General features: G+C 68.1%; 14 protein-coding genes. 2 read left to right on the top strand and 12 right to left on the bottom strand.

All coding sequences use genetic code 11. The features are described 5' to 3' along the window. Positions 1-18: 18 nt before the first annotated feature. The 5 genes from BW41_RS20735 to BW41_RS19405 form a co-directional block, all read right to left on the bottom strand. Positions 19-459: a helix-turn-helix domain-containing protein gene (locus BW41_RS20735; protein ID WP_037536854.1), complete on the bottom strand. Its 441-nt coding sequence runs from the start codon at positions 457-459 to the stop codon at positions 19-21. Next, positions 459-818 carry a flagellar motor switch protein FliN gene (gene fliN / locus BW41_RS19420; protein WP_037536852.1) on the bottom strand — a complete coding sequence of 120 codons (360 nt, stop codon included), beginning with the start codon at positions 816-818 and terminating at the stop codon, positions 459-461. Before fliN ends, BW41_RS20735 begins: the two co-directional genes overlap by 1 nt. Further along, positions 815-2,332, bottom strand: coding sequence for a flagellar basal-body MS-ring/collar protein FliF (fliF, locus tag BW41_RS19415; protein ID WP_235199836.1), 1,518 nt, complete (start codon positions 2,330-2,332; stop codon positions 815-817). The genes fliN and fliF overlap by 4 nt, the downstream gene beginning before the upstream one ends. 147 nt (positions 2,333-2,479) lie before the next feature. Beyond that, on the bottom strand, positions 2,480-3,142 hold the full coding sequence (locus BW41_RS19410; RefSeq protein WP_037536848.1) for a FliH/SctL family protein: 663 nt from the start codon (positions 3,140-3,142) through the stop codon (positions 2,480-2,482). Positions 3,143-3,175: 33 nt separating this feature from the next. Continuing rightward, on the bottom strand, positions 3,176-4,210 hold the full coding sequence (locus tag BW41_RS19405) for a flagellar motor switch protein FliG (protein WP_037537001.1): 1,035 nt from the start codon (positions 4,208-4,210) through the stop codon (positions 3,176-3,178). A 95-nt stretch (positions 4,211-4,305) separates the two neighbouring features. Here BW41_RS19405 and BW41_RS19400 point away from each other — a divergent pair, with 95 nt between their 5' ends. Together BW41_RS19400 and BW41_RS19395 are read left to right on the top strand one after the other, a co-directional pair. Further along, a complete protein-coding gene (locus tag BW41_RS19400) occupies positions 4,306-7,026 on the top strand; it encodes a hypothetical protein (protein ID WP_037536846.1) in 2,721 nt (906 codons plus the stop codon). Positions 7,027-7,046: 20 nt separating this feature from the next. Beyond that, on the top strand, positions 7,047-7,454 hold the full coding sequence (locus BW41_RS19395; protein ID WP_037536844.1) for a flagellar biosynthesis protein FlgB: 408 nt from the start codon (positions 7,047-7,049) through the stop codon (positions 7,452-7,454). 367 nt (positions 7,455-7,821) lie between these two features. On the opposite strand, the gene BW41_RS19390 is transcribed toward BW41_RS19395, so the two are convergent. Genes BW41_RS19390 through BW41_RS19360 form a run of 7 tightly spaced genes read right to left on the bottom strand, consistent with a single transcriptional unit; the run spans position 7,822 to position 14,354 of the window. Then, positions 7,822-9,492 (bottom strand): hypothetical protein, encoded by a 1,671-nt coding sequence (locus BW41_RS19390; protein ID WP_037536842.1) that lies wholly within the window; start codon positions 9,490-9,492, stop codon positions 7,822-7,824. A 38-nt stretch (positions 9,493-9,530) separates the two neighbouring features. Then, a complete protein-coding gene (locus BW41_RS19385) occupies positions 9,531-9,899 on the bottom strand; it encodes a response regulator (RefSeq protein ID WP_037536840.1) in 369 nt (122 codons plus the stop codon). Beyond that, a complete protein-coding gene (locus BW41_RS19380) occupies positions 9,887-10,177 on the bottom strand; it encodes a hypothetical protein (RefSeq protein WP_152542426.1) in 291 nt (96 codons plus the stop codon). The genes BW41_RS19385 and BW41_RS19380 overlap by 13 nt, the downstream gene beginning before the upstream one ends. Then, complete coding sequence (locus BW41_RS19375) at positions 10,174-12,495, bottom strand: chemotaxis protein CheA (RefSeq protein ID WP_037536836.1); 2,322 nt, start codon at positions 12,493-12,495, stop codon at positions 10,174-10,176. The genes BW41_RS19380 and BW41_RS19375 overlap by 4 nt, the downstream gene beginning before the upstream one ends. Beyond that, positions 12,492-12,881: a response regulator gene (locus BW41_RS19370; protein ID WP_037536834.1), complete on the bottom strand. Its 390-nt coding sequence runs from the start codon at positions 12,879-12,881 to the stop codon at positions 12,492-12,494. The genes BW41_RS19375 and BW41_RS19370 overlap by 4 nt, the downstream gene beginning before the upstream one ends. After that, complete coding sequence (locus BW41_RS19365; RefSeq protein ID WP_037536832.1) at positions 12,874-13,740, bottom strand: CheR family methyltransferase; 867 nt, start codon at positions 13,738-13,740, stop codon at positions 12,874-12,876. Before BW41_RS19365 ends, BW41_RS19370 begins: the two co-directional genes overlap by 8 nt. After that, positions 13,737-14,354, bottom strand: coding sequence for a HEAT repeat domain-containing protein (locus BW41_RS19360; protein WP_037536831.1), 618 nt, complete (start codon positions 14,352-14,354; stop codon positions 13,737-13,739). The genes BW41_RS19365 and BW41_RS19360 overlap by 4 nt, the downstream gene beginning before the upstream one ends. Positions 14,355-14,373 lie beyond the last annotated feature (19 nt).

Genomic DNA, 14,373 nt, shown 5'->3' with positions numbered 1-14,373 from the left:
GACGAAGGGGACGCCGGGTCAGCCGTCGGCGCCGATACGGTGCGTCGCGCCATCGTGCTCGAACTGGTGCAGCCGGTTGCGCAAGGTGCGCACCGACACGCCGAGCATCGCCGCCGCCCGGGTGCGATTGCCGTGGCAGCGTGCCAATGTCGCGAGGATCAGCGCGCGCTCGATGTCGGCAAGCGGCCGGCCGACGAATGCGGCGATCGGGTCCGTCGCCCCGGCGTGGCCCGGTCGCCGCGGTTCGCGCAGCCGCGCGACCACCTCGGGCAGATCGAGCGTCAGGTCGACGGCGACGAGATGAGGGCGGCGGCGGCGATACAGGCGGAGCAGGTCCGGCGCGCTGTAACCAACCGACAGCCGCGTACGGGGCGCCCGCGCCAGCCCCGCCGCGAGATCGAGCACCGCATCGGGGGCGCCGATCAGCAACAATGGGCCGGCATCGGCGCCGTCAGGCATCAGCTACGATCCTGGTGGATGATCTCGGTAAGCGTGACGCCGAGCGTGCCATCGATCAGCACCACCTCGCCGCGTGCGATCAGCCGGTTGTTGACGAAGATGTCGGCCGGCTCGCCGACGCGCCGGTCGAGCTCGACGACGTCGCCGGTCTTGAGCCGCAGCAGCGTGCCGATGTTCATCCGCGCCCGGCCAAGCACCGCCTGCACCCGCACCGGCACGTCGAACACCGCGTGGAGATCATTCGCCGTCGGTTGCACGTCGGCAGCGGCCTCAGGCTCCTCCGCCACATCATTGTCGAATTGGGTCGGCGCGAGCTGGCTCAGCTGGGCGTCCTGATCGAGCGTGTCATGGTCGTTCATGCGTTCATCCAATTGCGAATAACCGACGTCGATTCGGCGGGATTGGTCGCGATCACGTCGCCGATCTTCTTGATCGTGGAGGCGCGGATCCGGCCGTCGACGTTGGCGAGGGAAATGTCGTGGTCGAGCAATGTCACCTCATCCTCATCCGCGAGCTCGTCCTGGCTTTCGCCGTCGACGGGCTCGGCGGCGAGATCGATCAGCGCGGGCTGACGACCCTCGCCGTCGACGGGCCTGAGCCGGGTCAGCGCCATGCGCAGGCCGAGCAGCAGCAGGCCGCCGATGATCGCGACCTCGACGAGATTGATCAGCCTGTCGCCGGTCAGCCCGAACGGCAGCGCCGATTTCGCCGCTTCCTCCTCGGGCGTCGGAACGAAGGTCATGCCTTCGACGGCGACGCTGTCGCCACGCTGCGCATCGAACCCGACGGCATTCTGCACCAGCCGCGTCAGCCGCTGGCTCTGCAACGGTGCCAGCGCCTTGCCACCGGTATCGACCATCACCGCCACGGTCAGCCGGTCGATCTTGCCCGGATTGCGAACGCTGACCAGGTGCTTGCGGCCGTTCTCGTAGCTGGTGTCCTCCGACGTGTCGGTCTTCGCCGAACGCTGGCTGTCCTGCCCGGTGCCGTTGACCGCGCCGTTGCTGTCGGGAAGCTGGCTGCTCACCGTCGCGCCGGGGGCATTGGCCTGGTTCTGCTGATTTTGATCGTTGGACTCGACCGTCACCTGGTGCGCGATGACCTGCTGGTCGGGGTCATAGGTCTCGGCCTCCTCGCGCGTCTGATCGCGATCGAGGCTGACCGCCACCTGCGCATGCACCTTGCCGACGCCGACCACCGGCTCGAGCAGATGCTCGATCTGGCTGCGCAGCCGGCCCTCCATCGACGCCTGGCGTTCCTCGATCTGCGAACCCGCCGCATCGGTGGCGTCGCCGGCGCGCGCGAGCAGCGCGCCCTGCTGGTCGACCACCGAGATGCTTTCGGGCGACAGGTCGGGAACCGACGAGGCGACCAGATAGCGGATCGCCTGCACCGCCTCGCCGGGCAGCCGGCTGCGCGTCTTGAGCGTCACCGCCGCGGTCGCCTTGCGCTCCTGCGTCGAGAACAGGTCGCGGTCGGGCATCACGATGTGGACGCGCGCGTGATCGACATTGTCGAGGCTTTCGATCGAACGGGCGAGTTCGCCCTCGATCGCGCGGGTTTCGTTCAGTTTCTCACGCGAGGACGAGACGCCGAACGGCTGTTCGTCGTCGAGGATCGCATAGCCGATCTTGCCGCCGAGCCGCTCGGAGGCGAGCTGCATGCGCAGTTCGGCGAGCTTGTCGACCGGCGCCATCACCGCGGTGCCGTCCGGCGAGAGCTGGAAGGGGGTCGACTGCGCCTTCAGCTTCTCGCTGATCGACTGCGCCGCCGACGGATCGAGATCGGTGAACAGATACCCCATCTTCGGGGAAGAACCGTGCAGCGCCAGCGCGCCGACGCCGATGAGCAGTGCTAAAGCCACTGCTCCCATCAGCATCAGGCGACGCGTGCCAAGCTGCGCGATCTGGGATCGCAAACCTTGCAAGGGCGGCCTCATATATTGCCCAAGGACACGCCGTCCCGGTTGCTTCCATTATAGTGTCGATGCTCCGGCCAGCTTTTGACCGGCGAAAAAATCTCAGGCCGGATCGCCGCGCAACGCGGGTTCGAGCTCGGCGAGCACCGCGGCGCGACGGGCGGCGGCGTCGATCGCCAGACCGCCTTCGTCCCAGGCGATCACCGCGTCGCCCGGAGGCACCGTCGCATCGGGCAGCGCGATGAGCTGCAACTGGCGGCGGTCCTGTCGCTGCCGCTCGGTCAGGAGCGCGGCGAGCGCCTCGTGCTGGTCGGGATGGATCCGTACCGACAGGGGGGTGCCGCGCGCGATCTGGTCGAGCGCGCGGTCGAGCGCCTCGCTGACCGCACGCAGCGGCGCCCGGTCGATCGCATGGCCGGCCAGCGCTTCCGCGGCGGCGAGCGCGACGTCCGCCGCCGCCCGGGCATGGTGGGCGCGCACCGCGGCGAAGCGCGCGTCGAGATCGTCGAGCCCGGCATGGACCGCATCGACCGCGGCGAGCAGCGCGACGTCGGTCTGACGCCGCGCCTGATCGAGGCCCGCCTGAAAGGCGTCGCTGCGCGCCCGCGCCAACGCCGCTCGCTGTTCCCCTTCCATCGAATCGAGACGCGCCAGCAGCGCCTCCATGTCGGCGGCGGACGGCGCCGATCCGGCGCGCCCCGGGTCGGCATTGTGGAAGATGCGGTCGAAGCCGAACGGCTCGACATGGGCATGCACGTTCGTCATCGCTCAGCGACCCCTAACCAGCCAATCCAATCGTCAGTAGATCATCGCGTCGTCGCTCTTCGAATCGAAGAGCGCGATCTCGCCGCGATCGGCCAGCGCCTTCGCCAGCCGGACCAGATTGGCCTGCGCCTCCTCGCAGTCGCGGGCGCGGACCGGACCCATCGCCGCCATGTCGCTGCGGACCAGCTTGGCGGCGCGTTCGGTCATGCTCGACAGGAACAGCCGCCGGATATCCTCGGGCGCGCCCTTGAGCGCGAGCGTCAGTTCGCGCTTATTGGCGTTGCGCACCAGGGTCTGCACCGCGGGCAGCAGCAGCTTGCCGAGATCCTCGAAGGTGAACATCAGGCTGCGGACACGCTCCGCCGATTCCGGCGCGCGTTCGTCGAGCGCCGCCATCAATTGCTCTTCCGACGTGCGGTCGAGCGCGTTGAAGATCTCCGCGATCGTCTCGTGGGGATCGGTACGGTTGGCCCGGGCGAGGTTCGACATGAACTCGCTGCGCAGCGTCTGCTCGACCTCCTGGATCACGTCCTTCTGCACCGTGTCCATCCGCAGCATGCGCAGGATGACGTCGGCGGACAGCTCCTTGGGCAATTCGGCAAGCACCCGGGCGGCATGGTCGGGGCGCAGCTTCTGCATGATGACGGCGATCGTCTGCGGATATTCGTTGCGCAGGAAGGCGGCGAGCAGGTTCTCGCTGACGTTCGACAATTTGTCCCACATCGTGCGCCCGGCCGGCCCGCGGATCCCCTCCATGATCTCGCGGACGCGATCTTCCGGCAGCACCCCGGACAACAGGCGCTCGGTCGTGTCATACGAACCGTGCAGCGACGTCATCCCGGTCACCTCGCCGGAGAATTGCACGAGCAGATGCTCGATCACCGCCACCGGGATGCGGCCGAGCTGCGAGATGCACGAGGAGAGCTCGGTGATCTCGTCGAGCGTCAGCTGCTCCCAGATCGGCGCGCCATGGGTCTGGCCCAGCGCCAGCATCAGCGCGCCAGCGCGCTGCAGACCCGAATATTTCTTGAGTTCGATCGGTTCGATCACCGGCGCGATCATGTTCATGGACACCTCGATTTTGCGTCGTTCGCGTCGGCGCGCGCGCATTTGCGTCTATCTTATAGGAGCGATGCGTCGCGGCTCTGGTGGAGGACGTGAAAATGGCACTGTCTGGCGGTGGATTTGGGGCGCTCTTCTCGGGCGCCGGCCTTCCTGACACGGCGGCGGTGAGGATCGCCCGCAAGGCATTCACCACCCGCGCGACGGTGGCGCCGTGGATCGGCGTGAAGCCGCCGAGCCCCTATGCGGATCCGATGGACGCCGCGCGACAGGTGGCGGTGATGCGATCGATCATCGATCCGGCCAACACGCTCGAAGCCAAGGGCTCGGACGATGTCGAGACGAGCTTCATCACCTTCCGGGCGCTGGATCGGCTCAAGAAGCTGGCCGACGCCGCCGCGCAGCGTGGCATTTCCAACCTGGAGCGCACGCAATTGCAGAAGGCGTTCACGAAGGGGCTGCACGACGTGCAGGCCTTCCTTGCCAATGCACCGGGCAAGCTGCTGTCGATCGGCTTCGGGGAAACCTCGTCACGCGTCAAGGGCGCGCCGGCCTTGCCGAGCCAGGACGTCAGCCGCGTCGAAGGCAAGGCGGTCGTCTCCGCCTCCACCGCCGCGGTGCCCGGCCTGACCGGCAACGAGGTGTTTACGGTCAATCTGGACTCCGCCGGTCACCACGATGTCGTCACCGTCGACCTATCGAGCCTGGGTACGACGACGCCCAGCCTCCGCGATGTGGCGCAAGCGTTCAATACGGCCATCGCCGGTGCGGCAAGCGGCTATGCCTATGGGGTCAAGTTCGACGTCGCCTACGTGGGAGGCGACGACTTCACCGGCAAGGCCGGCAAATATGCGCTGACCATGAATTCCTCTTACGGCGCGACGGTGTCGGTGCAGCAATCCAACGCCGCCGATGCCGTGATGGTCGTCAACGGCAGCCATTCGGACGACGGGCCGGGGGCGGCGGCGATCACGCGCTTTACCAACGTCTCGGGCGATCTGTCGCGCCAGGCGCTGGGTTCGATCGCCGCGACCGATCGGATCGCGACCAAGGCGGCGCAGGACCGGACGACGGCAGCCCGCGCCAAGGTCAACGAGGCGCGTGATCATCGTGCTGACGATGCAGACGCGGCGCTGCCGACGGTATTCGCACCCTTGCAGGCGCAGGCATCGATCACCGCAGCGGACGGGTTCAGCTATGTCGTCGGGACGACCAAGGGCGATATGGGTGCCTATCGCTCGAAGGGAAACGAAGACCTGTTCCTGTCGAAGGTCGACAGCGAGGGTAATATCGTCTGGCAGCATGCGTTGAGCGTCGCCGGGGAGGCGCAGGGCGCCGCGATCGCTCTGGCCGCCAATGGCGACATCGTCGTGTCCGGCACCGTATCCGGGCCGTTCGGCAGCAGTCGTGGTGAAAACAGCGACATGCTGGTCGCGCGCTTCGACAGCAGCGGAGACAAGGTATTCGCCGATACGATACCGTTGATGGGCGACGACAAGGGCACTGCGGTTGCGGTGGCGGACGATGGATCGATCTTCGTCGGCGGGCGCGTTTCCGGCGATGGTGGCAGTGCGGCGGCGATCTACCATCTGGATGCGAGGGGTCATTATCTCGCCGATCGCAGGATCGATAGTGCCGGCCTCGACACTGTCCGCGCGCTCAAGGTCGACAGTACCGGCAAGCTGCTCGTTCTGACCAATGAGAGCGGCACGTCACGGCTGCGGCAGATCGATCCGGCCGATCTGAGCCAGGACGTGGCGAACGTGACGATCGGCGATGCCGACGCGCGGGCGATCGCCATCGCGGCCGACGGTTCGGTCGCGGTCGCAGGCGCGACCAGCGTGACGTTGCCCAATGCCGCTGCGCTCGACAGCGGCCATGGCAGCGACGGCTTCGTGACGACGTTCAAGTCGGACCTGAGCAATGCGAAGACCATCTATATCGGCGCGGCGGGGGAAGATCAGGTCGACAGCGTCACCTATCTCAACGGGAAGATCTTCGTCGGCGGCCGGACGACCAGCGACCTCGACGGGACCCGGCGAGGCAAGGTGGACGGCTTTATCGCGCGGATCGACCCGACGAGCGGCAGCGTCGAGTCGACGTCGCAATTCGGAACCTATCTCTCCACCACCGAGCCGGTCATCGTCACCAATGCGGTCGGTGGCGATAGCGCGCTTGGCGCGATCGGCCTGCATCGCGGCGCGTTGAACGGAACGATCGCCACGTCGCTGGAGGCGCAATTCGGCCTGGCGGAGGGCGATTCCTTCATGATCCAGCTCGACGATCATGTCGCGCATCGGGTGACGATCGACGCCGGCGAGACGATGATCAGCCTGCGGATGAAATTGCGGCGCTACCTCGATTACGATGCGGTCATGCTATCCGCCCCGGTTGACGAAAATGGTCTGACCGAACTGACCTTCTCCGTACAGGCGGGACATACGCTGAAGTTGATGTCGGGGCCAAAGCAGACGGATGCGCTGTCAAAGCTCGGCATCGACCCGGTGCGGCTGCATCAGGACGCCCCGCGCAAAAAGTCCGATCCGCGCGTCAAGCCGGGCGGCAGTTTTCTCCTCATGCTCAACACGACGCTCAATCTCACGACCGCAGCCGAGGCGAAAACCGCTGCGAGCAAGATCGACGACGCAATCTCCATCACCAAGACCGCCTATCGCTCGCTTTACTGGGACAAGCTCAAGGCCACGATGGTCAATGGCAATAACGGCGGCGGCGCGACGGCCTATCAGCGCGCCCAGCTCGCCAATTGGCAGGCCGCCCTCGCGCGCCTGACCGGCGGCTCCGACAGCAGCAGTCTTTACTGAGCCATTCGAAGGATCACCCCATGTCCGACGCCATCTCGCTGATCAGCGGCCTGACCCGCTCGATGAAGCATCTCGCCGAGCGGCAGCGCGTCATCGCGCAGAATATCGCCAATAGCGAAACGCCCGCCTTCCGCGCGCAGGAGGTCGAGGCACCGGATTTCTCGGCCATGCTGGTCAACAAGGGCGTGCCGCACGTCACTCGGCCGCGGATCAATGCGACCAGCGCGATGGTCGCGCTCGGTGCGCCGCCGCCGGCAACCGGATCGGTGATCGCGGATACGCAGGTCACCGAAACCAAGCCGGACGGCAATAACGTGACGCTCGAGGATCAATTGCTCAAAATGGGCCAGATCCAGGCCGACTTCCAGACGATGACCGACCTCTACCGCAAGCAGCTCGGGCTGATCCAGATCGCGATCGGGCATTGATCCCGGACGGGGCCGGCGCATCGATCGTTCGGCCGCTGGCGGGGCTGATCTAGCGGTTCGGTTTCGGCGAACGATGGGAGCCGATGGCGAAGAGGAATGTGTTGGCCTCGTCGGGCCGCACGTTCTTCCGTCTGCGATTTGGCAGCGGGGGAAGGTACGGCGCGGGACATCAGCGACGTCGTCAGCACGGGCAATCGGCACGGTGGCGCAGGCCGCGGGTGCGAGCCGATAGCCGCGCTCGCCCAATCCCCCGCCGGGTGCCAGCTTCTCTCCACAGTCGAAGCGCGGCATGCCCCCGTTCGAGCAACGGAAGATGACGCCTTCGGACAAACGGGCCACCCGACACCAAGCGCTCCCCGCTTCCTCCTTAGAACAAGCCGTCGTCATCGACCGGTTCGGCAACCGCGATCGTCATGCCCGGCAGCAGGAAGCCCGCATGGACATCGCGTTCGGACGCCATCGTATAGGTGCCGGCGATCGCGCCGAGCAGGTCGCGCAGCGCGGCATCGACCGGCTCGGGCAGGTCGTCGGGTGCGGGCGCGGCGAGCGTGGCGAGGCGGTCGCCCGCCGCGCGGATCGCCGCGCCGACCGCGAGCTCGCCCGACAGCGTACCGCCGGTCGTGTCGAGCGCGGCGATCAGCGCGCGCGCGTCGGTGCCGCCGTCGCGCACGCCGCGCTCGCTGCGTTCGCAGCCGTCGTGCACCGCCGCCAGCGCATGCGCGAGCCGCTCGCCGGCGCCTTCGCCCTGTTCCGCCTGCGCGCGCGCGATCGTCTCGCCCGCCTGCGCCAGCGCGGTCATCGCCCGGCCGATCTGCGTCGTTGCGGTGTCGAGCTGACCGGCACAGGCGCCGACCTCGACCGCGATCACCGCGACCGCGCGACCCATCATGCCGAAGCCCCGGCACAACAGGCGCGTGTTGACCGCGATATTCTGCACGTCGCGGCGGATCAGCCGTAGCCCTTCGAACCGGTCGCCGAGCGCGCGCACCGCGCCGGTGGTCATGTCGACCATCGCATTGGCGCGGCGATCGGCGTCAAGCAGGTGACGGGTGAGCTCGCTGACCTCGGACACGTCGCGGTCGAGGCTGGTGAGCACGCCGACGCTGCCGCCGCTTTCCTGCGCGCTGATGACTTCGAGCAGGTCGCGGGTGTCGTCGCCGAGCGCGGCAAGCGCCTGGATCAGCCGGTCGGCGTCGCGCTCGAAATCGCCCGCCAGCGCATCGATCTGCGCGGCGGCGAGCGCGTGGATATGCGCGGCGACGGGCTGTACCGCGGCGGGATCGTCCCAAGCGAGCGCGCCGGCCTGGCGGATCATCATCACGACATGCTCGATCCGCTGGCGGGTGATATCGCCGATCTGCAAGGCGTTGAGCGCCACCGCGATCCGCCCCTCGATCCCGCGCGCGACTCCCGACACCTCGCGTGCCACCGCCTTGAGCCCGACGAGATAGGCGTCGAGTTCGGCGGCGTTGCGTTCGAGCCGGTCGGGCACCTCGGGTACGACGCGATCGCATTCGGCGAGCAACCGCCGTGCCGAACGCCGGCCGTCGGCCAGCCCCTCGGCCAGCGTGGCGAGCGCGGCAAGGATCTCGACGAGATGCTGTTCGCCCTGCGCGAGGCAGAGCAGCATATTGTCGACGAAGCGCAGGAACACCGGCTCGCCCGACGCGGCGATCTTGATATTGGGGCCGTAGATGGCGAGCAGCTTCAGCGTCTGCCGCACCTCCAGCACCTGGTTGCGGATCAGGTCGACCTGCCGGTCGATGCCGGCGAGATCGGCGTCGCGGCGCGCCTGCGTTTCGGGCAGCGACGTGAACCGCTGTGCGATCGCACGCAGGTCGGTGACCGCGGCGGCGGCGGTATCGTCGTCGATCGCCAGCGTCACCGCATCGAGCGCGGCGATGACGCGCTGGATCGACTCGACCGCATGGGCGAGCGCCGAGCCGGCGTGGAGGAAGCGGCCGTCGAGCCCCGCCGCGAGTGCGGCAAGCTCGTCCGCCAGCCCGTGATCGGGAGGCGGAACGGGGGAATGGATCATCGGACGTCCTTGCTACCGGATCAGCGAAACCGCCGCACTTAGGCGGCGGGCACCAGTTTGCGGACGATCGTCAGCAGCGCCTCGCCCTCGACCGGCTTGGTCAGCCAGCCGGTCGCGCCGGCGGATTTGGCGAGATTGCGCATATCCTGGCTCGATTCGGTGGTCAGCAGCACGATCGGCATGAAGGCATAGCCGGGCAGCTTGCGCACCGCGCGCACCAGCTCGATGCCGTTCATCTCGCCCATGTTGAGGTCGGTGAGCATCATCGCCGGCTTGAGCCCGCCCTGCAAGGTGGCGAGCGCCGCCTCGCCGCTCTCCGCCTTGTGGACGGTGAGCGTGGTGGCGGACAGGGTCATGCCGACGCTCATCAGCATCGATGGCGAATCGTCGACGATCAGGATAGACATTCTGGCTCCGGGGCAAGATCGTGAGGGGCGGACGGCGCGCCGGCGCCGCCGAGGATGGGCATGAGGCGGATCATGTCGGGTGCAAGGCTCCTGCCCTGTACCCTGACGCCGTGCGCAAGCAGGACCTGCACCAGCGCGGCGTGCATGCCGGTGCAGCGGCCGACCGACACCTTGGCGTCGGCGTCCGCGGCGAGGAAGGCGGTGAGGTCGAGCGCTTCCTCGACGGTGCAGCGGCCTTCGAAATGCGCCCGACGGCGCGCGTAGCGGATCGGCATCACAGCATCTCCTGAAGATCGAGGATGAGCAGCACGCGGCCGTCGCCGAGCAGGGTGGTGCCGCAATAGCCCGGTACGCTGGCGAGGATGCCGTTCATCGGCTTGAGGATGACGTCCATGCCTTCGCGGAAATCGTCGATCACCAGGCCGACGGTGCGGTCGGCGACGCGGCAGACGAGCACCGCCTCGCCCCGATCGTCGTCGCCGTCGCGGGTGGCGGCGGTGACGCCGAGCCGCTGTGCCATCCGCACCAGCGGCACGACCTCGTCGCGCAGCACGCACACCTCGTCATGCTTGATGCGGCGGATCGCGTCGGGCGCCAGCCGGACGGTCTGGACGACCATGTCCATCGGAATCCCGTAGAGGCTCCCGCCGATATCGACCACCATCACCCGCGTCACCGCCATGCTCAGCGGCAGCGTCAGCCGTGTCGTCGTGCCGCTACCGAGCTGCGAGGTGACCGCGACACGGCCGCCGAGCTTCTGTACCGTGCTCAGCACGACATCCATGCCGACGCCGCGACCCGACAGGTCGGAGACCGCCGCCGCGGTCGAGAAGCCGGGGCGGTAGATGAGGTTGACCGCCTCCTGGTCGCTCAGCCGGTCGGCCTCGTCGCGGCCGATCACGGCCTTGGCGACCGCGATGTCGCGGATCGCGACGGGATCGATGCCGCGGCCGTCGTCGCTGACTTCGATGACGACGCTGTCGGTATCCTGGAAGGCGCGCAGCCGCACCGTCGCCATCGCTGGCTTGCCCGCGGCGAGGCGGGCCTGCGGCGGCTCGATGCCGTGATCGAGCGAGTTGCGCACGATATGGAGCAGCGGATCGCCGAGCGCCTCGACGATCGTCTTGTCGGCGGCGGTGTCGGCGCCCTCGACCGCCAGCGTCACCTGCTTGTCGAGCCGGCGCGCGATATCGCGGATCAGCCGCGGAAAGCGATCGAAGATCTCGGCGACGGGCAGCATGCGCACCTGCATGATCGCGCCCTGCATCTCCTGCGTCAGCCGATCGATGATCGCATATTGCTCCTTGATCTCGCGCGCCATGTCGCGCGAGCCGTGCACCTCCTCGGCGCGGCGGGCGAGGAAGGGGAGGGCGTTCTTCGAGACGACGAGCTCGCCGATCAGCGTCATCAGCAGGTCGATCTTGCCCTGATCGACCTTGAGCGTCCGCGAGGGCGCGCGCGCGCCGTCGTGATGCGGCGCGGCGGCCGGTTCGCCGGCGGTGGGCGGGGCGACCGGCACCGGCGCGGCCATCGGCGCGGGCGGCGGCGCATGGGCGGCGTCGAGCGTCGCGAGGAAGGCGAGCAGCGGTGCGACGTCCGCGTCGCGATGCGCTTCGGCGAGCGCCGCCTCCCACGCCGGCAGACGCGCCTCGCGGCCCAGGCTGCGCAGCAGATTGGCGATGATCGTCGCGGTCGACGGCAGCCGCAGCGGATCATAGCCGATCCGTCCGAGGATGCGGCTCTGCGTCGCCAGCACATGCGCGACCGGCGGCAGCGTTCCGTCCGACGGAACGGCCGGCGCGGCGGGGGCGGGGGCGGAGACCACGGCCGGCGGCGGCGCGGAGAGCAGCCGGATCGCGACTTGATCGAGCTCATAGGTCATCACCTGCTCGACCGTCTCGCGCGTCGCGCCGGTCAGCGCGGTGAGCCGCAGGTTGCAATGATAGGGATCGAAGTCGGCCCCACGTGCCCAGGGTGCGCGCGGTGCGATCGCCAGCGCGGCGATATCGGGCAGCGTCTGGATCGAGGCGACCGGATCGGTGCCGGTGTAGAAACAGCCGGGGTCCGGCTCGTAGCGGACGACGAGCATCGTTTCGCCGGCGTCGGCGCGGGCGCGCGCCGCGGCGAGCGACGCGGCGTCGATATCCGCGAGCCAGTCCGCCGGTGCGATCTCGAGCGGCGTGTCGGGCGTGGCGGCGACCGGTTCGGCCTCGCCGAGATGCGCGCGCAGCAGCCCGGCGCCACGCGCGGCGATGCGATCGGCATCGGCGGCGAGCCGGCCGTCCGCTTCCAGCTGTTCGATGAAGACGCCGACCTGATCGAAGCTGTCGAGCAATTGGTCGACGACATCGGGACGCAGCGCGAAACTGCCGATCCGGACCGCGGACAGCAGATCCTCGCCGGCATGGACGAGCCGGGTCAGCGCCGGCACCTCGAACAGCCCCGACGAGCCCTTGAGCGTATGCACCGCGCGGAACACCGCGTTGATCGCATCGGCATCGTCGGGATGCCGTTCGAGCGTCAGCAGGCCGGCGGCGGCCTCCTGGAGCAGTTCGCGCGCTTCGGGAATGAAGCGCGCCAGCAGCGTATCGTTCATGCAGCCACTCCGGTGAGCAGCCGGGCGGTTTCGAGCAAGGTCGCCGGGGCGGCGGGCTTGACGAGATAGAGATCGGCGCCCGCCTCATAGGCGCGGTCGGCGTCGCTGCCCGCGGCCTCGGTGCTGATCGTGACGATCGGCACGGCGTGCATCGTGCTGTCGCCGCGCAGCCGCGCGATCATCGCATAGCCGTCCATCTTGGGCATGTTGACGTCGACGATCAGCAGGTCGAACGCATCGAGCAACGCGCGTTCGAGCCCTTCGAGCCCGTTCGCCGCCTCGTCGACGGCGAACCCTGCGGCTTCGAGCACCGAGCGATAATAGAGGCGCGTCGTCATGCCGTCGTCGACGATCAGGATACGCTTGCCGGTGGCGGGCTTAGTCATGGTCCGCGGGCCTTTGATACAGGATGGTGCTGCCGTAGCGGCGGGGCTCGAACATCGAGGACATGCGGCTCATGCTCTCGGAATGGCCGAGGCAGATCACGCCGCCCGGCCGCATGCTGTCATAAAGCGCCTCGACCGCGGTGCGCCGCGAGCTGTCGTCGAAATAGATCAGCATGTTGCGGCAGAAGACGACATCCATGTCGCGAAACCGCCGCATCGCCGCCGGATCGGCGATATTGACCACCGAAAAGTCGATCGACTGGCGTAGCGGCGCGCAGATGCGGAAGCCGTCGGCGTGGGGCGTGAAATACTTGCCCTTGAGCTGCGCCGACAGGCGATGGACTGCGCGTTCGCTGTAGATGCCGGTGCGGGCATCGGCGATTACTCGGCTGTCGATGTCGGAGGCGAAGATCTGGATGTCATAGGCATCGGCCTGTGGCCAATGTTCCAGGATCTGCATCGCGATCGAATAGGGTTCCTCGCCGGTCGAGCAGGGCAGCGACCAGATGCGGATCGGCTCGCCGGGCGCGCGGTGGCGCGTCAGCTCGGGCAGCACGTGGCGCACCAGCGCCTCGAACTGATAGTCCTCGCGATAGAAATAGGTCTCGTTGACCGTCATCGCATTGACCAGGTTCTGCATCTCGGCGCCGTTGAGCTCGAACCGCACCAGCGTGAAATACTCGCGGAAGCTGGAGTTGCCGGTGGCGAGAATGCGATCCTGCAGGCGCCGTTCGACGAAATAGGTCTTCGCCTCGCTGAACATCATGCCGGTCTTGCGATAGAAGAATTCGCAGAATTTGAGGTAATCCGTCGGCGAGATGACCGGGGGCGGGGCGGCGGCGTGGGGAACGGCGGTCATGCGTCGATCCTCTGCGCAGCGACCGCCGCGGCGAAGGCGATGAAACTGTCGTCGGGAAAGCGGGCGGGCAGCGCGCGCAGCGCGGGCAGCGCCGCCGCGCTGCCGATCTCGGCGAGGCCGTCGATCGCCGCGGCGCAGACGTTGACGTGATCGTCGGCGAGCGCGGTGAGCAGCCACGCCTCCGCCTGCGGGTGCGGCAGCACGCCGAGCAGATTGGCGGTGAAGATGCGCACGTCCGGGTCGGCATCGCGCAGCAATGGCTCGACATGCGGTGCGACCTCGTCGGGCATCGCGGCAAGCGCTTCGAGCGCGGCATTGCGTTGCGGCGCCTCGTCGCTGCGCAGCAGCGGCAGCAGGGCGGTGACCACCGCGGTCGAGCGGCGGCGGATCAGCGTCGCGACGATCGCTTCCCGCACGCTCGCCGCGGTTTCGATCGCGAGCCGTGCGCAGAGTGGCGCGATGCCTTCGTCATGCGCTTCGAGGCCGCGCACCGCGGCGCGGCGATCCGCCCCGCCCGGCGCGGCGAGCAGCGCGACGAGATGGGCGAGTGATCCTGCCGCGGCGTCGTCGACGACGGTCTGCGGATCGTTCGCGGGGACCTTGACCAAGGGCATCGGGCGGTTCCTGTTCGGC

The organism is Sphingomonas sp. RIT328, from assembly GCF_000632225.1.
Taxonomy (GTDB): Bacteria; Pseudomonadota; Alphaproteobacteria; order Sphingomonadales; family Sphingomonadaceae; genus Sphingomonas; species Sphingomonas kyungheensis.
This window is presented reverse-complemented; position numbering and strand designations above follow the sequence as displayed.

Bases quoted from the DNA above. Each gene is read 5' to 3' on its own strand.
- BW41_RS20735 (WP_037536854.1), bottom strand. From the start codon at position 459: ATGCCTGACGGCGCCGATGCCGGCCCATTGTTGCTGATCGGCGCCCCC.
- fliN (WP_037536852.1), bottom strand. From the start codon at position 818: ATGAACGACCATGACACGCTCGATCAGGACGCCCAGCTGAGCCAGCTC.
- fliF (WP_235199836.1), bottom strand. From the start codon at position 2,332: ATGGGAGCAGTGGCTTTAGCACTGCTCATCGGCGTCGGCGCGCTGGCG.
- BW41_RS19410 (WP_037536848.1), bottom strand. From the start codon at position 3,142: ATGACGAACGTGCATGCCCATGTCGAGCCGTTCGGCTTCGACCGCATC.
- BW41_RS19405 (WP_037537001.1), bottom strand. From the start codon at position 4,210: ATGAACATGATCGCGCCGGTGATCGAACCGATCGAACTCAAGAAATAT.
- BW41_RS19400 (WP_037536846.1), top strand. From the start codon at position 4,306: ATGGCACTGTCTGGCGGTGGATTTGGGGCGCTCTTCTCGGGCGCCGGC.
- BW41_RS19395 (WP_037536844.1), top strand. From the start codon at position 7,047: ATGTCCGACGCCATCTCGCTGATCAGCGGCCTGACCCGCTCGATGAAG.
- BW41_RS19390 (WP_037536842.1), bottom strand. From the start codon at position 9,492: ATGATCCATTCCCCCGTTCCGCCTCCCGATCACGGGCTGGCGGACGAG.
- BW41_RS19385 (WP_037536840.1), bottom strand. From the start codon at position 9,899: ATGTCTATCCTGATCGTCGACGATTCGCCATCGATGCTGATGAGCGTC.
- BW41_RS19375 (WP_037536836.1), bottom strand. From the start codon at position 12,495: ATGAACGATACGCTGCTGGCGCGCTTCATTCCCGAAGCGCGCGAACTG.
- BW41_RS19370 (WP_037536834.1), bottom strand. From the start codon at position 12,881: ATGACTAAGCCCGCCACCGGCAAGCGTATCCTGATCGTCGACGACGGC.
- BW41_RS19365 (WP_037536832.1), bottom strand. From the start codon at position 13,740: ATGACCGCCGTTCCCCACGCCGCCGCCCCGCCCCCGGTCATCTCGCCG.
- BW41_RS19360 (WP_037536831.1), bottom strand. From the start codon at position 14,354: ATGCCCTTGGTCAAGGTCCCCGCGAACGATCCGCAGACCGTCGTCGAC.